Origin of the sequence: Wolinella succinogenes DSM 1740 (assembly GCF_000196135.1) — a bacterium.
Lineage (GTDB): Bacteria > Campylobacterota > Campylobacteria > Campylobacterales > Helicobacteraceae > Wolinella > Wolinella succinogenes.
The window spans coordinates 1,343,380-1,364,029 of record NC_005090.1 but is presented as its reverse complement, the minus strand read 5'-3'; the positions used below and the strand labels follow the sequence as shown (position 1 = coordinate 1,364,029).

Below are 20,650 nucleotides of genomic sequence, written 5' to 3'. Positions count from 1 at the left end.
GAGAAGGGATGAGAGGAGTTGTATTGGCTCTATGCATGAGCGCGGGACTCTTGGCGGCTCCAGCACAGGGAGAGGTCAAAGAGGAGAAGAAGAGCTCGCTTAGCGTGAGCGATCTAGTCAAAGTTGATATGCCTAACAAATATGTTCGCACGGGCGCGCTGGATCTCTCGGGTGAGCAGGTGGCAAAGATCATGGAGAGGGTTCGCCCTCTAATGCATGAACACTATCAGGTGAAGATGCAAGAGGCATTTTTGCTTGAGAAGCGAATCGGACGCCTAATCGATCAAAAGCGTGAGAAAGAAGAGATCAAAAAGCTCATGGACGAGGTGGCGGTTTTGAAGCGAGAGGCGATGGATGTGAAGCTTGAAGTGATTGGCATTTTTCAAGAGGTGCTAACACCAGAGCAGTGGCAGAAGGTGCTGGAGCTTAACAAAGCGGCTAAAAAATAGTTTTCAAGGAATGAATTGTTAGAGGCTTACTATCGAGAGCTTTTGGGCTATTTTCAGAAGAGCTTGGGCGATATTCATCTTGCTTCAGATGTTGTTCAGGAGGCCTACGCGCGCGTCCTTTCACTCCAAGCCAAGGAGATTCCTATCGCCAAGCCTAGGGCACTCCTCTATAAAACGGCAAAAAATATCGCCGTGGATGAATATCGCAGGAATCGGCGCCAAGAGAATCTTCTTCATGAGCAGGCGAGGGCTTGCGTGCAGGAGTGGCAGGGAGAGGAGAGTTTCGAGCTTCAAGAGACGCTTCTTAGGGCTATTGATTCCCTGCCGCCTCGATGCAAGGAGGCCTTTGTGCTTCACAAGCTAGAGGGCTTCTCCCAAGCAGAGGTGGCCGAGAAGATGGGAATTAGCAAGAATATGGTCGAGAAGCATATCATCAAGGCGCTCCTAGAGTGTGAGCGAGCCCTAGAAGAGGCGGAGAAGAAGAGATGAGCGAGCTTATTCGAGAAGAGGCGGCCACATGGTGGGTGCGGTGCAATGAGGGATTGGATGAGGCGCAAAAGGTCGATTTTGAGGCTTGGCTAGGGGAATCGCCTGAGCATCAAGCGGCCTTAGAGCGCATGAAAAGGACATGGAGAGCGCTTGATTCACTTCCTCTTAAAAACAGAGCCGCCAATAATCCCCAATACGAGACTCCAAAGAATCGCCGAGCGTGGCAAAAGGGAATTGTTGTGGCAATGTTTGCCTGTATGCTGCTGGTGGCGGGATTACAATGGAGAGAGGGGCAGCCAAGTTTTGAGGGGCATTATGCCACTCAAAGAGGCGAGCTAAGAGAGGTGGAGCTTCCTGATGGGAGCCATTTGGTGCTAGATACCGCGAGTCGCGTTTGGGTTCGATTCTATAAGAATCGCCGAGAGGTGAGGCTAGAAGAGGGGCAGGCAGCTTTTGAGGTGAGCAAGAGTGCCAAACGACCCTTTCGGGTGCTAGCGGGTGACTTGGCGGTGGAGGTTGTGGGGACAAAATTTGGCGTGCGTCACCTGAAAGAGGGTGTGAGCGTGGCGGTCGAAGAGGGGCGAGTGAGAGTGGGGCAGCGATTTAGCGAGGATGAATATCGCTTTTTTGAAGAGCTCTCTGGGGGCGAAGGAGTGAGAATCAAAGGTGATGGAGGAATCATTAAGCGAGAAGGGCTCTTTTTGGGAACGATTCCTTTTTTGGCGGGTCGGCTTGAGTTTGATGAGGTGACCTTGCAAGAGGCGATTGATGAGTTTGCCAGATATGGAGAGACAGGAATTGTGCTGGAAGATGAAGGGGCAAAAAGGATGAGGATCACGGGGAGCTTTGAGATCAGGCGCCTTGATAGCTTCGTCCGTGCTCTGCCCAAAATCATCCCCGTGAGAGTGAGAAGCGAGGCAGGAGGCGGACAGAGTATCTCTTCGCTGGGGCAGCGATAATTTTTTTTTGGATGGAGGTCAGGTTTTGACCCCTCTTAAGCGTCTTCTACTGTATGAGAATTATTCTCAATCTTAGTTAGGAGTCGTCTAGATGCAAGCATCTCAAATCAATTTGAAACACTTAGCGTTAAGCGCTATATTGGCGCTGGCTACGCCCACATGGCTAGTGGCCGCCGAGGTGAGCGTGAATATCGCCCCTAAGTCTCTAGCTCAATCCCTCAAAGAGCTCGCCCAAGAGGCGAAGATGCAGCTAATCTTTGCTTCTGAGATTGTTGAGGGGAAACAATCTCAAGAGGTTTCGGGAAGGATGGAGATTTCAGAAGCGCTACGGAGGTTGCTAGAGGGGAGCGGCTTGGAGGGGCGAATCGAAGGGGATACAATCATCATCCAAAAGATTTCCTTGCTTAACGCTCAAACTTTGAAGGCGGTCAAGGTGCAAGCCGATTCAGAGAATCGCTCCAGCGAGAAGAGCCAATCCTACACCATGAAGTCGATGTCCACTGCAACGGGCTTGGGATTATCAGCGCGCGACACCCCGCAATCCGTGAGCGTCATGACTCGTCAAAGAATCGAAGATCAGGGGCTAGAGACCCTCACGGATGTGGTCAACAACACCATAGGAATCTCCTCTAGGCTCTATGATAGCAGTCGTTCGGGTTTTTCGGCTAGAGGTTTTGATATTGACAATATTCAAATTGATGGAATCTCCAAAAACTGGTCTACGGGATGGAGCGCGGGCGAGACGCTCATGGATACAGCGATTTATGATCGCGTGGAGATTGTGCGAGGAGCGACAGGTCTTATGAGCGGGGCAGGAAATCCCTCCGCCGCGGTCAATCTTGTTCGTAAGCACGCCGATAGTAAAGAGTTTACAGGAAGTGTGGTGGGAGGAGTGGGCTCTTGGGATGATTACCAGGGGACGGTGGATGTGACCACGCCGCTCAATGCCGAAGGCACGATTCGTGCACGCGTAGTCGGCTCCTACAGGGACAAAGATTCTTTTATGGATCTGCTTAGCGAGGAGAAGAGTGTCTTTTATGGAGTGGTGGATATGGATATCACCCCTCTAACGCGTCTAAGTGTAGGGGCAAGCTACCAAGAAAACAAACCTTTGGGCTCCACATGGGGAGGCTTGCCCTCTTGGTATAGCGATGGCACGAGGACGGATTGGGATCGTTCCAAAACCACCGCAGCCCAATGGTCTTCATGGGCAACCGCACACACGACCTACTTCGCTGACTTGAATCATCGATGGGAGAATGATTGGCGCATGAAACTCGCTTTGAGTCGAACCAAAAATGAGGCCAACATGAAGCTGCTCTATCTCTCGGGTACCGTGGATAAAAGCACAGGATTGGGACTTGGTGCCTCGGCGGCTCGATACGATGTTTTAAGAGAGCAGGATGATGTGGTGTTGCAGGTGAATGGACCTGTGGAGATTCTTGGTCGAACCCATGAGATTGGATGGGGGCTCTCGCACTCCAAGCAGGATTTCAAGGATTATAGCTACAGCGGAAGCGGCGCTCCTCTGGTTGGAAGTTTCTTTGGATGGGATGGCTCCTATGCGGAGCCTGCATGGGGAGATCGGAGCCTTAGCGAGGATTACACCACCAAACAAAATGCTCTTTATGGAGTGGCGCGATTCTCTTTGGCCGATTCCCTCTGGCTCATTGCGGGAAGTCGATTGAGTTATTGGGAGAGAGAGGGCGTTTCGTGGGGAAATGGCTTTAGCTATAAGCACAACGACACCCTCACCCCCTATGCGGGCTTGATCTATGATCTCAATGATATCTTCTCTCTCTATGTGAGCTACACGGATATTTTCACTCCGCAAGATGCCCAAGATGCGAGCGGGAACTATCTTGATCCGATCACAGGGGAGACCTATGAGGCAGGAATCAAGGGAGAGTTTTTTGAAGGCAAATTGAATGCAGGATTCACCCTCTATCGAATCTTGCAGGATAATCTAGCTCAACTTGTGGGGCTCAATCCCGTGACGGGAAAATCCATCCATGAAGCCGCTAAAGGCACCAAAAGTGAGGGATTTGAGCTGGATGTTTCAGGCGAGATTGGCGAGGGGTGGAATCTCTTTTTGGGCTACTCTCAAATCTTTTCAACTCAAGATGCCAATGGAGCGGAGATCAATACGCAGCACCCCAAAAGAATGGCAAAGATTTTCACCACCTATCGCCTGCCCATGATGGAGAAGCTAACGGTTGGAGGGGGCGTGAATTGGGAGAGTCGAAGCTACGCGCTAACCACCAATCCCGTCACGCTCGCTAGCGAAGAGATCGCTCAATCCTCTTTTGCGGTGGCGAATCTCATGGCTCGATATGAGTTCACCAAGGAGTTTTCGGCGCAACTCAACCTCAACAATCTTTTTGACAAAAAGTACTACACCAATGTTGGCTTTTATGATCAATTGGCGTATGGAGCCCCCCGAAATGCCCTCTTGACGATAAAGTATAAATTTTAATCTTCCACTCTTCTCTTCTCGCCTTGGTTTTGGCTAGTTTCCCAAGGCGAGAATCTCTTTTTTAATCCACCCCTTGGATGATTCTATATAAAATCATGGGAATGATTCTTTTTTGTTTTATCGAGGAGCTTTATGGCATCTTTGTGTGTGAGGCACCGTTGGTGCTGGGGATGGATAGGTTTAGCGGCTCTGTTGATAGGGGCGGCTCTCTACTACTATGGAGGAGTGGGGCGTGATCGTGGTGCCAAGAGCGCTCCTCCTAGCGCAGTTGTTGTGCGAGGGGATATTGAGAATCTCGTGAGTGCGACGGGGACGATTCAGCCAAGAGAGTATGTGGATGTGGGCGCTCAAGTTTCAGGGCAGTTGCGGCGCATTCATGTGCAAGTGGGTGACTATGTCAAAGAGGGTGATCTGCTCGCCGAGATTGATGTGACGGTCTATAAAGCCAAGGTGGATGCAAGCCGTGCCCAACTCAAATATCAAAAAGCCCAGAAGATCGACAAAGAGGCTCAGTTGGTTTTGGCCGAACTTAACTATCGCCGTCAAAAAGGGCTCTATGAGAGTGATGCCACGAGTCTTGAATCGTATCAAAGCGCTGAAGCGACTTGGAAATCCTCTTTGGCGCAACTAGAGATGATCAAGGCGCAGATTGAGCAGCTCGAATCGACCTTGCGCGCCGATGAGGCGAATCTCAACTACACCCAAATCTACGCTCCCATGACGGGCACGATTGTCTCTATCACGGCTCGTCAAGGGCAGACGCTCAACACCAACCAACAGGCTCCAACGATTCTTCGTATCGCTGATCTCTCGGTGATGACGATCAAGGCTCAGGTCTCTGAGGCAGATGTCAATAGACTTCGCAAAGGAATGGGGGTCTATTTCACCACGCTAGGGAGCGATAAGCGATGGATGAGCCAGCTAGATAAGGTTGAGCCTACCCCGACCACCACCAACAATGTCGTACTCTATAACGCCCTCTTTGATGTGGAGAATCCTGAGGGACGATTGATGAGTGATATGACCACGCAGGTCTTTTTTGTCGTCTCTTCGGTCAAAGATGTCCTGTTGGTGCCCATGGGTGCGCTAGAGCTTCAAAGGGGTAAAAAGACCAAACAGGGAATCGTTCGTGTCGTGACACTAGAAGGGGCTATTGAGGAACGAATGGTGGAGGTTGGAGTCACCAGTCGCTTGCAGGCGGAGATTCTCTCTGGAGTCAAAGAGGGCGAGCGCGTGATGGTAGGGGGCGTGAAGCCCGTAGGGGGTGGAAGCGCTAAGGAGCGTCAAGGGGGTGGTGTGCCTCCGCCTAGGATGTTTTAATGCAAAAGCCTCTTATTGAACTCAAAGGGGTCTCGCGTGTTTTTAACCTAGGAGGATTGGCGGTTGAGGTTTTAAAGGGAATCGACCTCCAAATCTACCCTGGTGAGTTTGTCGCTATCATGGGGGCTTCGGGCTCGGGCAAATCAACTTTGATGAATATTTTGGGTTGTCTAGATAGACCAAGCCAAGGGGAGTATCTCTTTAGGGGCGAGAGCGTCTCTTTGCTCCATCGAGATGACCTTGCCCAGCTTCGGCGTGAAGAGTTTGGCTTTATCTTTCAGAGCTATCACCTGATTCACGCTCTAGATGCGCGCGAAAATGTTGAGGTGCCTGCGATTTATGCGGGGGCTGGAATCGTTGAGCGAGAGAAGAGGGCGGAGGAGCTTCTTGGCTCTTTGGGGCTTGGCGAGAGGCTCCATCATCGCCCTTCTCAGCTCTCTGGAGGACAGCAGCAACGCGTCTCCATTGCTAGGGCGCTTATGAATGGGGGGCGCGTGATTTTAGCGGATGAGCCAACAGGGGCGCTGGACAGTCGGAGCGGTGAAGAGGTGATGCAGCTGCTCATGGAGCTTTCGCGCCAAGGGCATACGATCATTTTGATCACGCACGATTCTCATGTCGCCTCGCACGCCAATCGTGTGATCGAGATGAAGGATGGCCAGATCACCCATCGCCAAGAGCCCGTAATAAGAGAATCCAACCAGGTTCGCTCCCCTTTTGGTGTGCGTCACTCTTCGATTCTTTTGGAGCTTTTTGAGGCGATGAAGATGGCGTTTCGCTCACTCAAAATGAATCTTTTTCGCACCGTGCTCACGCTTCTTGGAATCGTCATCGGGGTCGCCTCAGTCATTGTGATGTTGGCTATTGGAGATGGAGCAAAAAACGCGGTTTTGGAGCGTATCAGCGCCATGGGGACGAATATTCTTGTGATTCGTCCAGGGATGCCAAACTCTAGAGGATTTTCAAATATTGCCACTTTGATTCCTGAAGATATGGAAGCAATCATGGAGCTAGATAATATCATCGCTGCAATGCCAGAGAACAAAAAAAGCGTCACGACTAGATATGGCAACAACGACCAAAGCACTTCGCTCAATGCCACCTCCTCGCACTTCACAAAGGTGCGGAATTGGCCTCTTGGCAAAGGAGTTTTTTTCACCGAGGAGGACGAGAAGAGCTACGCCAAAGTGGTGGTGCTGGGGAAGACGGTGGAGAAGGCGCTTTTTGGGGAGGAGGATGCCTTAGGGCGTTTTATTTTGGTGGACAATATTATGTTTCAAATCATTGGCGTGATGTCTAATCGAGGGGCTTCGGCTAGCGGAGAGGATGAGGATGATGTGATTTTAGTCCCCTATACAACAGGGAGCCTCCATCTCATCGGTCAAAAATTCCTCCGCAATATCACGGTGGCCGTGGACGATCTCTCTAGGATGGGTGAGACGGAGAGAGAGATTCACTCACTGCTTTTGGCTCGCCATGGGGGAATTGAAGATTTTCGGATTCGCAATATGGCCTCTTTGATCGAGGATGTGACCCAGACGCAAAACACGCTCACAATTCTTTTAGGGTCTATCGCGGCGATTTCGTTGCTGGTGGGGGGAATTGGGGTGATGAATATCATGCTAGTGAGCGTGACAGAGCGCACCAAAGAGATAGGAATCCGTATCGCCACGGGCGCACGAATGCGCCATATCCTTCAGCAGTTTCTGATTGAGGCGGTTGTGGTTTCGGCGCTTGGGGGCTTGATTGGTGTGGTGATAGGGCTAGGAGTGAGTGCGCTCATAGAGGGTCTTGGCACACCTGTCTATTACTCGCTTATGCCTATTGTTTGGGCGTTTGGATGCGCTTTTGTGACAGGATTGCTCTTTGGCTATCTGCCAGCTCGCAAGGCCGCCCGATTAGACCCTGTGGTCGCACTCGCTTCGGAGTGAGTTTGGATAAAGGAGAAGTATTTGAAATATAGAATCAGACTCATCGTCTCTGGCTTGTGCGTGGCGATCATGGGGGCGGGGTGTGCGAGTCGAGGGGAGCCAATCAAGCCCGAAGAAGTGGTGTTGCCCTCGCAATATGAGCGCTCCATTGGTGCACTAGAAGGAATCTCTCCGCTTTGGTGGAGCCATTTTGGCTCTAGAGAGCTGGAGCGCCTCATTGAGGAGGCTTTGGCTTTAAGTCCTGATCTTTTGAGCGCGGCTGAGAAGATAGAGCAGGCGGAGCTGTCGCTCAAAGTGGCGGGAGCTTCGCTCTTTCCTTCGCTTGGGCTCTTAGGAAGCAGCGGAGAGAAGGCGAGCGCGCCCAAGGGAAGCAGCCAGTTTGATTCCTCACACGCCAGCAGCGCCTCTTTATCGCTCTCTTATGAGCTTGATCTTTGGGGCAAAATCAGGGCTTCAAAGAGGGCGGCAGAAGCCACTTTGAAGGTGAATCGCTATGATTATGAGACGATTAAATTGAGTCTTATTGCGGGTGTGGCGGAGGGCTATTTTCGATACATTGCCACCCAAGAGCGCTTGGAGTTAGCGAGGGAAAACCTAGCGATTGCGGAGCGGCTTTTGAAAATTGTTCAAGAGCGCTATCGCCAAGGAGCAGTGAGTGCGCTGGATGTGAGCTCTCAAACTTCAACCCTTCTCTCTCAGAAAGCCAGCCTAAAGTCACTTGAGCTAGAGGAGCGCCAATATTGGAGCGCTCTGGCGATTCTTACAGGGCAAGCACCCCAAGGATTCGCTCTTGCAGGGGCGCGTCTAGAGAGGGTCTTGATTCCAAGAGTGGAGGCGGGCGTGCCCTCGGATATTTTGAGGGCTCGTCCTGATGTGGCTTCGGCTCTAGCGCAGATAGAGGCCAATGAGGCTCTTGTGGATGTGGCCTATGCTTCGCTTTTTCCCACTTTTTCGCTCACGGGCGCAGGAGGAGTTGCGAGCGAATCGCTCCTCTCTTTGGCCGACCCCACCTCCACGCTCTCACTCTCTCTTGGGGTGACGCAGAATCTCTTGGATGGAGGAAAGCTCCGCTACGCCCTCCTAGCAGAGCAATCCAAAGCCAGAGTGGCGCTAGAGAGCTATAAAAAGACGATTCTTGTGGCGCTTAAAGAGGTCGAAGATGCCCTCAATGCGGTTTATTATGGAGCCGAACGGGAGAAGATTCAAGAGGAGCTGATCGCGCAATCCAAGCGCTCTCTTGGTTTGGCAGAGATTCGTTACAAAGAGGGGCTCATTGATGTCTCTGTGCTGCTTGATTCTCAAAAGACTCTTTTTAGTGCCCAAGATCAAGGGGTTCAACAGCGTTTGACTCATCTCTTGGCGCTCCTCTCTCTTCATAAAGCCCTAGGGGGTGGATGGCAAAAGAGCGAGTAAAATCGCTTTTTTGTTCTTAATAAATAAGAACAATTATCAATATTAATCACCTTTTAAGCCCTACTTTGGTTTCATTCTCCGTTCCAAATAGTTATTCAAATAGCTATGAAGAGATAGATACATTCGATTTTGAAGGAGGTTCGAAATGGGAATAGAGAGAAGGGGGGTGAGTGTAGCGCTCTCGCTTTGTTTGGCTTCGGGGCTGGCCTATGCAGAAGATTTTGCACCCAGTTTGAAGCTAAACAGCGTCAAAGTTTCAGCGGAAGCCAAAGAGGAGAGAGGTTCTCCTGCGGTCATTAATGCTGAAACGATAGAGCGAAAGCAGGCCAAAGACCTCAAAGAGCTTTTTGCCAATGAGCCTTCGGTGGATATCGGAGGGGGCGGTCGAAATGCTCAGCGAATCTACCTCAGAGGGATTGAGAGTAACAATCTCAATATCACCGTGGATGGAGCCAAACAGGGGCGAAGCCTCTTCCAGCATCGAGGAGATTCTTTTGGAATTGATCCTGACCTTTTAAAGCAGGTGGAGGTCTCCACGCTCTCTAGCGCCGATTCGGGTGGCGGAGCGCTTGGAGGGAGTATCGCGTTTGAGACGGTGGACGCCCAAGATCTATTAGAAGGAAATCAAAAGCTTGGCATGATGCTAAGAAGTGGCTATGCAAGCGCTTCAGATGGCTATCTCGGGGGCACTTCTGTCTATGGATTGCTCAGTGATCATTTGGGAATCTTGGTGGATGTGTCAGGCCAAAACGAGGATGATTATCGAGGGGGAAGTGGAGAGGATGCTCTCTACACCGCCACCAAAGATCGCAACTACTTTGCCAAGCTAAGCCTTCTTGATCTTGAGGGGCACACGCTCAAAGTGGGGGCGACCCACAATAAAAGCTCAGGGCACTATGTCTCAGGCAGTACAGGGAGTGATATGGGGGCGCCAAGCGCCTCTCAGAAGGCCGATTTTCAGGTCTTAAAGCGAGACACCTACACGCTGGATCATCGCTACAATCCTGAAAATCCTTATGTTGATATTCAAACCAAGATCTATCGTAACGAGCGCCATTTGGAGAATCGAACCAGCCTTCTTGATGTCACGAGCCAAACCACTGGCGGAAGTCTTAAAAATGTGATGACGCTAGATTCTGGAATCTTTCAGCATCGCTTCACTTTGGGAGGCGATTATGAGCAGGAGAAGGGAATCGTAGAGAACTCTCTCTATGAAAACGAGGCGAAAACCACAGGACTTTTCCTCCAAGGGCTCACTAGGGTTGAGGCGTTGAAGCTGCACTATGGGCTTCGATGGGATGATTACAAAAGCGACTTTGGTCCAAAGACGCTGAGCGGAGATGAGCTCTCGCCCAACTTCGGCGCAGAGTATGAGCTGCTCTCTGGATTGGCGCTTTTTTCCAATTACAGCGAATCGGTTCGTGCGGGGGGTATCATCCCTCTTCAGTGGATGGCGGGCATCACCCAAAGCGCCAATTTTAACAATGGCGAAGCGTTCAAGCCTGAAATCTCCAAACAGAAAGAGGGCGGGATCAAATACTCCACGCGGGGAGTTTTCGCCGACAATGACCGCATGAAATTGAGCGCCACCCTCTTTAAAACCACCATCGAAAATCTCATCGATTATACGCGAAGCGGAGGCCCCTCAGGGAAAATCACCAAAATTTTCAACCAAGAGGAGGATCTTATCTCTAAAGGGTATGAGCTCAAAGCCTCCTGGGAAAAAGAGGCTTGGGCGACATCGCTAGGGTTTATCCATGTCGAGATGGAAGAGGGGGGCGAACCCGTGGTGGTCTCACGCCGCAAGGCTGCTTCTATGGGGGATCGATTCGTTTGGGATGTGAGCTATCAGATGACGCCTGAACTTTTGTTGGGCTACACACTGCACGCCGTGGATAAGCTCGATGATGTTCCTGCGCTCTACCGGCGCGCTGGCTATGTGACACATGATTTAGAGCTCCAGTGGAGACCCGCTTCAATCAAGGGACTCACATGGTCGCTCGCGGTGCACAATCTTTTGGACAAGAGCTACTATGAGCAGAGCTCTTTTGAGAGTGGCGATTCGATCGTTGAAGAGGCGGGTCGAGATGTTCGATTGGCTGTGAAATATAAATTCTAATTTCAAATTAACCCTAAAGGAAAAACATGAAAAAGAGTCTTTTAACCTTGGCACTAGTGGCAGGATTTTCTTTGAGTGCGGGAGCGCATCAGGTCTGGCTTGAGCGAGAGGGGAGTGTAGCGAAGGCCTATTATGGTCACTGGTCGCACGATTTTATGGAAAAAAGGAGTGGCAAGCGTCTAGGCGAGATCAAGGGCAAAGAGGTTCTCCCCCAAGGAGCGCTTCAAAAGAGCGAGCCTCTTGAGGATGGAATCGAGCTAAAGCTGGGCAAAGTCAAGGATATTGCGCTCATAGAGGCGCTAGATCCAAGAAAAGGGAAGATGGTGGAGACGATCATCCGCACCACTTTCTTGGCGCGCCATGGGCGAAGTGAGACTAAAGCGCTCATGGAGCTGGACTTGGTTCCACAGAGCGCTGAGGGCAACACTTTTATGCTTCTTTTCCGCGACAAGCCTTTAGCGCGCACCAAAGTGACGATCTATGCGCCACACAAGTGGTCTAAAAGTCTCATGAGCGATGATGAGGGCAAGGTCACTATTCAGACTCCTTGGAAGGGGATGTATCTCATGGAAGCCAGCTACATGGATGAGGCCAAGGGTGTGGTCAATGGAAAAGAGTATGAGAAGAGCAACTATGTGATGACGCTAGTCTTTGTCAACGAGAGCGGAATCGCTTGGGTGGAGCCCGCTAAGTAGCCCGCCAATGAGTACCAAAAAGGGGAATAAAAAACCTCGGAAAAGGGAATAATCTTTCAATTATGATAATGATTATTGAATTATGGCGCTCTTTTTGTTATCATGCGTCCCTACCAATCCAAAAGAGAGAATGATAATTATGACTTTGACAGAACTGCCTCATGGCCAAGAGGCGATGATTTCTGAGGTGAGGGCCGAAGGCGCGCTACTTGCCAAGCTTCTTGATATGGGCTTTTTTCCAGGGCGAAAGATCGAAGTCATCCGCCAAGCTCCCCTCCTTGACCCTCTTTGGGTGAGGGTGGCGAGTGGTGATGTGGGAATTAGGCGCTCTGAAGCGATGCTGATTGAAGTGGGCAGGGGAAGTTGTGGCCTCGAATAGACCTCTAAAGATCGCTCTTTTGGGTCAGCCCAACTGCGGAAAATCAACCCTTTTTAACACCCTAAGCGGAGCCAAACAGCACATCGCCAACTATCCTGGTGTCACGGTGGACAAGAAAAGTGCCTATTTTAGGCTGGGGGATCAGGAGGTCGAGCTAATCGATCTTCCGGGTATCTACTCATTGAGCACTTTTTCACCTGAAGAGCGAGTGAGCCTCGCCTATTTGCGAGAAGAGAAGCCTGATCTCATCCTCAATATCATTGACGCCTCCAATCCCCTCAAAGGACTCTATCTCACCACTCAGGCGATGGAGTTTAAAATCCCTGTGCTTTTGGTGCTCAATATGGCTGACGTCGCTAAGGGCAGGGGCTATCGCTACGATTTAGAGGCGCTAGAGGCTCAACTTGGAATCGGAGTGATTCTCTGTAATGCGCGCCAAAAGAGCGAAAAAAAGCGAATCCTAGATGCAATCCAAGAGGCACTAAAGAGTGATGCTCCCACGCCAATCCTTCAATTCAGCGAGGGAGAGGAATCAAAAAATATCGCCATCGCTCGCTATGAGGCGTGCGAAAAGATATTAGAGAGTGTCCTTATCAAAGATCCTCGCACCAAGGGCTCTCTGAGTGATCGAATCGACAAGGTCGTTCTCCACCGCTATCTTGCACTTCCTATTTTGCTCGCGGTCATCTACGCGATCTATGATCTCTCAATCGTGCGTGGCTATGAGCTCACCAACTACACTTGGCCTTATCTAGCGTGGCTGAAGCAAGAGTTTGTTTCGCTTCTTCCCCCAGAGCATCTAGGCGCTATTCCTATTTTGCGAGATTTTGGGGTTTGGATGGCCAATAGCATTTTGGCGCTTTTGAACTATCTCCCCATCTTCATGATTCTCTTTTCGCTCATTGCGATTCTCGAAGATTCGGGTTACATGGCGAGAATGGCGTTTGCGCTTGATCGGCTCTTTCGGAGCTATGGCTTGCATGGGCAGAGCACGCTCTCTTATGTGATGGGAGGCGTGGTGGTCGGTGGATGCGCGGTGCCTGCGATTATGGCGAGTCGAGGGATTGGCGATGTTCGAGCGCGGTGGGCGACGATTCTCACTGTTCCTTTTCTCAATTGTCTTGCCAAGACGCCTTTTTTTGTCTTGGTGGTTTCAGTGCTCTTTGTGGAGGAGAAGGCGCTGGTGATGTTTGTCATCTCCACGCTCACGGTGATGGTGGCGCTCATCATGGCAAAGATTCTCTCTTTGACGCTTCTTCGCTCCAAGGAGACCCTTCCTTTTGTCATGGAGCTCCCGCCCTACCACCTGCCTACGCTTCGAGGTGTGCTCACTGCGGCATGGCAAAAGGTGTGGCTCTACCTCAAAAAGGTAGTCACGGTCGTGCTCGCTGTGGCGGTCGTGCTCTTTGTGCTCATCCAATTTCCTGGAGTTTCTAAGGAGCGCCAAGAGGAGTTTGATCGCTCTATCCAGGGGGCGTATGAGCGTTTTGTGGATGCTTTGGAGGGGAATTCCTATCAGGCAGCACTCAATACTCCTCAGAGAGTCATGGCGCTCATTGAGTTCTCGGAGAACTACAAGCAAAAGCGCATGGGAATCACGACCCAAGAGGCGTTATCAAGGCTTGATGAGAAATACGCCCAAATCGAACCCCTCTTTTTTAAGATCGTGCGCGATCGATCCGACAAAGAGGCGGCCAAGGTGGAGCGCGCGCTCCGTCAAATCATCTCGGCTCGCAAGACTCTCTTTCGAGAGGTCAAAGATGAGAAGATCGCCAACTCCTATTTAGGAATCGCGGGTCGTGCGCTAGAGAGTGTGACTCAATACGCTGGCTTTGATTGGAAGATCAACATCGCCTTTTTGAGCTCTTTTGCCGCGCGTGAAAGCTTTGTGGCCACTCTTGGCGCGCTCTTTGAAGAATCGAGCGATGGAGGGGTGAGGCCTGAGGAGGGGATTAGGACTCAAGGGGGCTATTCGGCTCTAGCAGGAGTGGCGATGATTCTCTTTATGGCGCTCACGCCCCCTTGCATCGCGACTATCGTGGTGCTAAAGACTCAGCTAGGGAGTTGGAGATGGACGCTTTTTGCCCTCCTTTATCCGCTCCTTTTGGCGCTTGCGGTTGCCATTGGGGTTTACTCTATCGGGAATGCTTTGGAGCTTTCGGCGATGGGAGCGCTTCTTGGCTTTTATGGGATTCTATTAGCGCTCCTTTTGGCGCTTGGATTCTTTCCTAGAAATTTTCATCAAACTTTAAAGGAGAATAAATGAAATCATCCCTTGGGATCGCCCTTTTGGGGCTTTTTTTAGCAGGAGAATCTCTCTTGGCGCACACGGCGCTCATGAATTGCTTTGACAATGGCGACAAGAGCGTGAGTTGTGAAGCAGGTTTTAGCGATGGCTCAAGCGCGGCGGGTGCGACTTTGAAGGTGATTCAAGGTGGCAAAGTCGTGCAAGAGATGAAGCTTGACAAAAACAGTGAAGCGACCTTCAAGAAGCCTGATGGTGAGTATGTCGTGGTTTTTGATGGCGGCGAGGGGCACTTTGTCGAGATCAAGAGCCAAAAGATTCTCAACTAAGGAGTCTAGGATGGAGCCCTTTGAGAGCGCCATCTTGGGAGGATTTCTGCTTTTGGCGATTTGGATTCTCTATAAGCAGATATTCTCTAAAGATCGCGATTGTGGTTGCGGAGGCGGAAAGTCCTGTTCGGGGAAGTCAAAAAAGCTTCCCTGAACAGGGGGAATGATTTGGGTGAATCGCCGCTCCCTCTCTCGCCCTTTTTGCTAGTTTCTTCGGGGTGGGGGCGGAATTCTTTAGGGGGCTAGCCCGCAAAAAATATCTTCAAAATAGTTTTAGAACCCAAAGTTTATGCGCAAGGAGCGCCCTGTATGCGTCGTTTTTTTCTCTGGATTCATAAGTGGCTGGGACTACTCTCCACGATCTTTCTTGTCATCGCCGCATTGAGTGGCTCTATCATCGCTTTTACCGATGAGATCGACCGTTGGCTCAATCCCAAGCTCTTCTCTATCGATTCTTCTAAAGAGGGAGTGGCGCTAAAGAGCAGTGAGTGGATCGCCAAGGTCAAAGAGCGCTTTCCGCAGGCTCATATCAACTCCTATCATCTGCCTCAAAAATCGAGTGATTCGATTTTGGCGGGAGTGAAGTTTGGCAAGGGGGCACCTGAGCCTTGGAGTGACTACAATCAGCTCTTTATTGATCCAAGGGATGGTGAGGTTTTGGGCGGACGAAACACGATGAGGTGTTGCAGTCAAGAATCGATCATCCCCTATCTCTATCGATTCCACTACACGCTCGGTCTTCCTGATCGCTATGGCGTGTGGCTCATGGGCGGGGTGGCGATCCTTTGGCTTTTTATCACGCTCTCAGGCGTGTGGCTTAGCACCCCCAATCTCTTCAAAGAGGGCTTTTGGCATCGCTTCAAGCCTTCATGGAAGATCAAATGGGGGGCAAAGCGCTATCGCTGGTTTTTGGATACCCATAGAGCGCTTGGGATGTGGCTCCTCTTGCCTCTCTTTCTCCTAGCGCTCTCTAGTGTTGCGCTCAATCTTCGCAACGAGCTTTTTCGCCCTGTGGTGGGACTCTTTTCGCCTTTGACCCCTCTCCCCTTTGAGGCGCTCAAACGCTATCCGCCTGATCCAAAGTTTCGCCCTAAGGTGGAATTTGATGAGGCGTTAGAGAGGGCAAGGGTGGCGTTGGCGGGCGAGGGAATCGAGCTTGAACCTCGCTCCATCTTCTATCTAGGGGGCTTTAGAAGCTATATGGTGCTCTTTGGGCCCAAGCACCCCCTAGGATATGGCACTCCAAGGATTGTCATTCATGCGGAGAGCGGCGAGTATGTGAGTCGCTATATTCCGGGGAGGGGAAGCGTTGGGGATCGTTTCACCCATCTTCAGTTTCCACTCCACTCAGGACAGATTGCGGGTATAGGGGGGCGGATCTTTGTTGCGATTTTAGGATTGGTCATCACATGGGCTTGCATTAGCGGACTCTATTTGTGGTGGAAGAAGAATCCCTTCTCTCGCATTTCACTTTTCAACCTCAAATTTAAAAAGGAGCAATCATGACGAAAAAAGGTCTAATCGGTTTGGCGCTTGGATGCGCTTTGGCTTTGAGCGCTCAAGCGCATCAAGTGTGGATGGAGCGAGAGGGAGATGTGATCAAGGCGTATTTTGGGCACTGGTCGCATGATCTAATGGAGGAGAAGGGCAAGGCGTTTGACAATGTAAAACTTGATCAATTTTTGCCCGAAGGCTCTTTTAAAAAGAGTGAGCGCTTGCAGAATCATGTCCGATTTGATCTCTCCAAAGTGGGGGATACGGCAATAATCGAAGCGATGCCCGTGCGTAAAAGCAAACTCACCAACAAAGCCACTCAATACACCTTCCTCGCCAGAGAGGGGAGACGAGAGGTGAAATCTCTCACGATTCTTGATTTGGTGCCTGAGAAGGCTGGGGGCGACACCTTCACGGTGATGTTTGATGGCAAGCCTCTCCCTAGGGTTGATGTCACGCTCTACGCACCCCACAAATGGTCTAAGACTTTTAAGAGCAATGATGAGGGAAAAATCACTATCCTAACCCCATGGAAGGGAATGTATCTTGCGGAGGTGAACCATACCGATGAGAACAAAGGGGTGATGGGAGATCAAGAGTATGATGAGCGAGTCTATATCTACACGCTCGTTTTTAAAACTGAGAAGGGGATTGACTGGAATCTCAAGCCTTAAATATTTCCTCCTTCCTCCCCTCCCTTTTTTGGGCGGGGAGTTTGCAAGCCTCTCAATAACCTGCTAAACTCTTCTTTTAATCCACAACTTTTGCGACAAAACAAGGTTTTTTATGAATTTAGAGTTGGTTTTGCTCCAAGAGAGCTTTGGGGTGTGTCGCCTAGAATCTTCATCTAGGATTCCAGAGTGGGCGATGAGGGGAGAGTTTTTTTCTATTACACGCACCAATCAAGAGCTCTCTATCGTTGCCCTAGAGGAGAGTATCCCTATGGGGGTCAAGGCAGAGAGGGGATGGCGTGTGCTTGGAATCTTGGGCGTGCTTGATTTCTCTTTGGTGGGAGTGATCGCTGAAATCAGCTCGATTCTCGCCCAAGAATCAATCTCCATTTTTGTGGTTTCGACCTACGATACGGACTATATTTTAGTGCGAGAAGATAGAGTTTATAAAGCGATTCATGCCTTAGGGGGAGCAGGGTATCGCGTGAAGGGCGAGTAAGCTTTGGCTTATAAAGTGCCTAAAAATTAATCTTAATCCTTAACGAATTTCTATTTCTGCAATAAAATTCTGTTACTATTTTGACAGTGAATTTTTTGATATTTTAATGTGGCAAGGAGCAGCGAATGGCGTGGGGTTTTGGGCAAAAAATTGTCGCGGCGGTTGGGGCGGTTGCGATCATTAGCATGGGTTCGATTCTGGCTTTGAGCTATCGCCAGAGTCTCTCTATGGTGAATGAGAGCATGGAACACGGACTTTTGAAAGTGACAACAGGTCAAAAGCAGAAGATCGAAGAGTGGATTGCTCTCAATAAGAGCTTGACTGATCTCACCGCGCGTGCCATTGCGCGTGTCGATTCTAGAGATACGCTTCCCCTACTCAAAGAGAGCCTCAAGTCGACAGGCTACCTAGGAGTGTATGCGGCGTTTGAGCAGGGGAAATTTATCGATGGGACGGATTGGATTCCGCCTGCCACCTATGATCACCATAAGCGACCATGGTATATGGAGACCAAAGCATTGCTCAAGCCCTATGTGACAGAGCCTTATGTGGATTCTATTACGAATCAAATGGTTATCTCTTTCACTGCGCCTCTTTTGGAGGGGCAGAAATTTGCTGGAGTAGTGGGCTTTGATGTCGCCATGAAGATGATTCAAGAGCAGGTGAGCGCCACCAAAATCTCTCCGAGCGGCTATGGAATGCTTCTCAATCAAAAGTTAGAGATCATTGCTCACCCTCAAGAATCGCTTTTGCTGAAGCCACTAGAAGCACTTGATGGCTCTTTGACTAGACTTAAAAGCGCCATCTCCAAAGAGAGCGAAGGAGTGGGAAGCGCTCAAATTGGAGGCGAAGATTTCATGATCTCTTATGCCAAGCTTTCTAATGGCTGGATCGCACTCAGCCTCGCCAAAGAGTCGGAGGTCTATGCAGGTGCAAAGAAGAGCGCGCTTTTGGGCGTGATGATGGGGGTTGGATTTCTTTTATTGACGGTGATTTTGGTGGTGGCAGTGTTAAAGGTGCTGATTGCACCCATGATTGAGCTAAAGAAGATGACCGAGGGATTGGCGCGAGGAGAGGGGGATTTGACCCAGCGCCTAGAGACCAAGAGCCAAGATGAGATTGGGGAGATCGCGGTGGCGACTAACGCCTTTATTGGGGCGGTTCGCGAGATTGTTCATGCTTCCAAAGAGGACGCGAGGAAAAACTCCGATCTCTCCGTCTCTTTGCAAGGGGCGTCTGAGCGGATGGATCGCAATGTCAAGGAGGAATCGCTCATCATCCAGTCGCTCTCCAAAGAGGGGCTAGAGGTGAGCGCGCTTGCCTCCAAGACCTCTCAAAAGGCTGAGATGACCAAAGAAGAGATGCTCGAAGCGGTTCAAATATTGGAGGAGACGCGCGGTGAAATCCTTGGAATCTTCCAATCCATTCAATCCACCTCTGTGGCCGAGGGCGAGCTCTCTATGAAGCTAGAGCAGTTGAGCCGGGAGGCTGATAGTGTTAAAGGCGTGCTCACTATCATCAACGATATCGCCGATCAGACCAATCTCCTTGCGCTTAATGCCGCCATCGAAGCCGCTAGGGCTGGAGAGCATGGCAGGGGCTTTGCCGTGGTGGCCGATGAGGTGAGAAAGCTAGCTGAGCGCACCCAAAAGAGTCTCAGCGAGATCAATGGAATCATCAATCTTATCGTCCAATCCGTGAGTGACTCAAGCTCAATGATGAATGAGAGCGCTAAAGGAATCGAAGCCATCGCAGGGCAGTCTGAAGTGATCAGTTCGCGCCTCACTGAGGCCTCCCAGGGGGTCTCTTTGAGTGCAGAGAAGATCAGGGAAAATGCCAAAGAGATTGGAGGATTCTCTAAAAGAGTCGAGAAGATTGGCGAAGAGATTGCTAATATTCACACGCTCGCCCGCTCCAACGCCGAGGGAATCGAAGCCATCGTGGGAATCTCAAGTGCCATCAAGCAGACCGCCGATGAGCTTAGCCGCGTGTTAGGGCGCTTTAAAACACACTAATAGTTTTGAATGATGAGATGCGTGGCGTGGGGGTCGTTGCGGTTTTTGAATGAGACGGCGTAGCGCTTCTTAAAGCGCGAGAGGGTGATCCCTCTTTGCGTGTAAAGCCCCAAAATAAAATCGGTCTCCTTGATCACCATAAGCCAGCGCGCCTCGCACTCATTGAGGAGATAAGAAGCCAAGCGCTCTTGGTGCTCCTTGCCAAAGAGATTCCCCGCATAGGTGCTAAACTCCGAATCATAGGGTGGATCCAAAAAGATAAAATCCTCTTTCGTGGGGGAGTGTCTCCTCAAAAACTCCTCAAAGTCGAGATTTTCTATCTGAGTGGCTTGGAGCTTGGCGTGGAGCTCTTCGCTCTTAAAAAAGGCGATCTTGCGGTCAAGAAATTTTTTGTTGTAGCCAATACCGCCATAGGGGACGTTAAACTCTCCCTTGGAGTTGTAGCGAAACATCCCCGAATAGGCGTAGCTTCGGATAAAAAAGAAGAGCGCTCCCAAAAAAGAGTCAGAGTAGTCATAGCGCTCAGGGTGATTGTAGAGCTCTCTTAGGGCGGTGTAGTGCCCTGCTTGGATCGCGGAGGAGAGATTCTTGATTCTGTCCTCCGCTTTTAAAATCCCACGTTTTTTTTCGAGCGTTTTCATGCGAGAAAGTTTATCAAGCATTGCCTCTTGAATGAAATGAAATATAAATCCATTCATACAACCCAAAAGAGCCCCTTCGATCTCCCCTATGGAGGCTTTTTGTGCCTCTAGCCAATTTAAAAGCGAAGAGTCCTTAAGATGGAGCGACTCTTCGCAAATCCAAAGAGCGAGGCGCTCTTGGGCGAGAGATAGGAGCGCTTTTTTGGATTGATTGAGGCGCTCTAGGTGTTCCAAAAAGGTCGCCTCTTGGGTTTGGATGAGGCGATAGAGCAAGATGAGCTCGTTGGATTTGTCATTGATGTAGTAGGCGGAGGCTTGGGTGTCCAAATAGAGCGCTCCCCCTCCAATAAAAGGCTCAAAATAGCGCTCCATGCGCAAGGGGAGATGGGGGCGGATGAGGGGGAGCTCTCGCTCCTTGCCGCCTGCCCACTTGATGAAGGGCTGAAGAGGTCTCTTTTCTTTCAAATATCGCTCGCTTGATTAAAGTGGGGCGATTATAAAAGATTCGTGAAGCAAAGTCAAATAG

Annotated in this window: 18 protein-coding genes; 17 read left to right on the top strand and 1 reads right to left on the bottom strand. The window is 50.4% G+C overall.

Features of this window, described 5'->3' with window-relative positions; genetic code table 11:
• Positions 1-8 precede the first annotated feature (8 nt).
• From WS_RS06780 to WS_RS06705, 17 genes are all read left to right on the top strand, one after another.
• Positions 9-449, top strand: coding sequence for a hypothetical protein (locus WS_RS06780; RefSeq protein ID WP_011139271.1), 441 nt, complete (start codon positions 9-11; stop codon positions 447-449).
• Between the two features lie 15 nt (positions 450-464).
• The gene (locus WS_RS06775; RefSeq protein ID WP_011139270.1) at positions 465-938 is read left to right on the top strand and encodes a sigma-70 family RNA polymerase sigma factor; all 474 of its coding nucleotides are present in this window, start codon (positions 465-467) and stop codon (positions 936-938) included.
• Entirely contained in the window at positions 935-1,897 is a 963-nt protein-coding gene (locus WS_RS06770; RefSeq protein WP_011139269.1) for a FecR family protein, read from the top strand. Before WS_RS06775 ends, WS_RS06770 begins: the two co-directional genes overlap by 4 nt.
• Before the next feature lie 91 nt (positions 1,898-1,988).
• A complete protein-coding gene (fhuE, locus tag WS_RS06765; protein ID WP_011139268.1) occupies positions 1,989-4,373 on the top strand; it encodes a ferric-rhodotorulic acid/ferric-coprogen receptor FhuE in 2,385 nt (794 codons plus the stop codon).
• A gap of 132 nt (positions 4,374-4,505) precedes the next feature.
• On the top strand, positions 4,506-5,693 hold the full coding sequence (locus WS_RS06760) for an efflux RND transporter periplasmic adaptor subunit (protein WP_081454379.1): 1,188 nt from the start codon (positions 4,506-4,508) through the stop codon (positions 5,691-5,693).
• Positions 5,693-7,624, top strand: coding sequence for a MacB family efflux pump subunit (locus tag WS_RS06755; RefSeq protein ID WP_011139266.1), 1,932 nt, complete (start codon positions 5,693-5,695; stop codon positions 7,622-7,624). The genes WS_RS06760 and WS_RS06755 overlap by 1 nt, the downstream gene beginning before the upstream one ends.
• Before the next feature lie 21 nt (positions 7,625-7,645).
• Entirely contained in the window at positions 7,646-9,037 is a 1,392-nt protein-coding gene (locus WS_RS06750; protein ID WP_011139265.1) for an efflux transporter outer membrane subunit, read from the top strand.
• Positions 9,038-9,182: 145 nt separating this feature from the next.
• Positions 9,183-11,156, top strand: coding sequence for a TonB-dependent receptor domain-containing protein (locus WS_RS06745; protein ID WP_011139264.1), 1,974 nt, complete (start codon positions 9,183-9,185; stop codon positions 11,154-11,156).
• A gap of 26 nt (positions 11,157-11,182) precedes the next feature.
• Complete coding sequence (locus WS_RS06740) at positions 11,183-11,851, top strand: hypothetical protein (protein ID WP_011139263.1); 669 nt, start codon at positions 11,183-11,185, stop codon at positions 11,849-11,851.
• Positions 11,852-11,981: 130 nt separating this feature from the next.
• Positions 11,982-12,230, top strand: a complete 249-nt coding sequence (locus tag WS_RS06735) for a FeoA family protein (RefSeq protein ID WP_232013720.1) — start codon at positions 11,982-11,984, stop codon at positions 12,228-12,230.
• The gene (gene feoB / locus WS_RS06730; protein ID WP_011139261.1) at positions 12,217-14,496 is read left to right on the top strand and encodes a ferrous iron transporter B; all 2,280 of its coding nucleotides are present in this window, start codon (positions 12,217-12,219) and stop codon (positions 14,494-14,496) included. The genes WS_RS06735 and feoB overlap by 14 nt, the downstream gene beginning before the upstream one ends.
• Entirely contained in the window at positions 14,493-14,804 is a 312-nt protein-coding gene (locus tag WS_RS06725) for a hypothetical protein (RefSeq protein ID WP_011139260.1), read from the top strand. The genes feoB and WS_RS06725 overlap by 4 nt, the downstream gene beginning before the upstream one ends.
• A gap of 10 nt (positions 14,805-14,814) precedes the next feature.
• Positions 14,815-14,958 carry a hypothetical protein gene (locus WS_RS10975; RefSeq protein WP_158305206.1) on the top strand — a complete coding sequence of 48 codons (144 nt, stop codon included), beginning with the start codon at positions 14,815-14,817 and terminating at the stop codon, positions 14,956-14,958.
• A gap of 155 nt (positions 14,959-15,113) precedes the next feature.
• The gene (locus WS_RS06720) at positions 15,114-16,310 is read left to right on the top strand and encodes a PepSY-associated TM helix domain-containing protein (protein ID WP_011139259.1); all 1,197 of its coding nucleotides are present in this window, start codon (positions 15,114-15,116) and stop codon (positions 16,308-16,310) included.
• Complete coding sequence (locus WS_RS06715) at positions 16,307-16,972, top strand: DUF4198 domain-containing protein (protein ID WP_011139258.1); 666 nt, start codon at positions 16,307-16,309, stop codon at positions 16,970-16,972. Before WS_RS06720 ends, WS_RS06715 begins: the two co-directional genes overlap by 4 nt.
• A gap of 112 nt (positions 16,973-17,084) precedes the next feature.
• Positions 17,085-17,468 carry an ACT domain-containing protein gene (locus WS_RS06710; RefSeq protein ID WP_011139257.1) on the top strand — a complete coding sequence of 128 codons (384 nt, stop codon included), beginning with the start codon at positions 17,085-17,087 and terminating at the stop codon, positions 17,466-17,468.
• A gap of 125 nt (positions 17,469-17,593) precedes the next feature.
• The gene (locus WS_RS06705) at positions 17,594-19,483 is read left to right on the top strand and encodes a methyl-accepting chemotaxis protein (RefSeq protein ID WP_011139256.1); all 1,890 of its coding nucleotides are present in this window, start codon (positions 17,594-17,596) and stop codon (positions 19,481-19,483) included.
• Here WS_RS06705 and WS_RS06700 read toward each other — a convergent pair.
• On the bottom strand, positions 19,480-20,589 hold the full coding sequence (locus tag WS_RS06700; RefSeq protein WP_011139255.1) for a DNA adenine methylase: 1,110 nt from the start codon (positions 20,587-20,589) through the stop codon (positions 19,480-19,482). The genes WS_RS06705 and WS_RS06700 overlap by 4 nt on opposite strands.
• Positions 20,590-20,650: the final 61 nt, after the last annotated feature.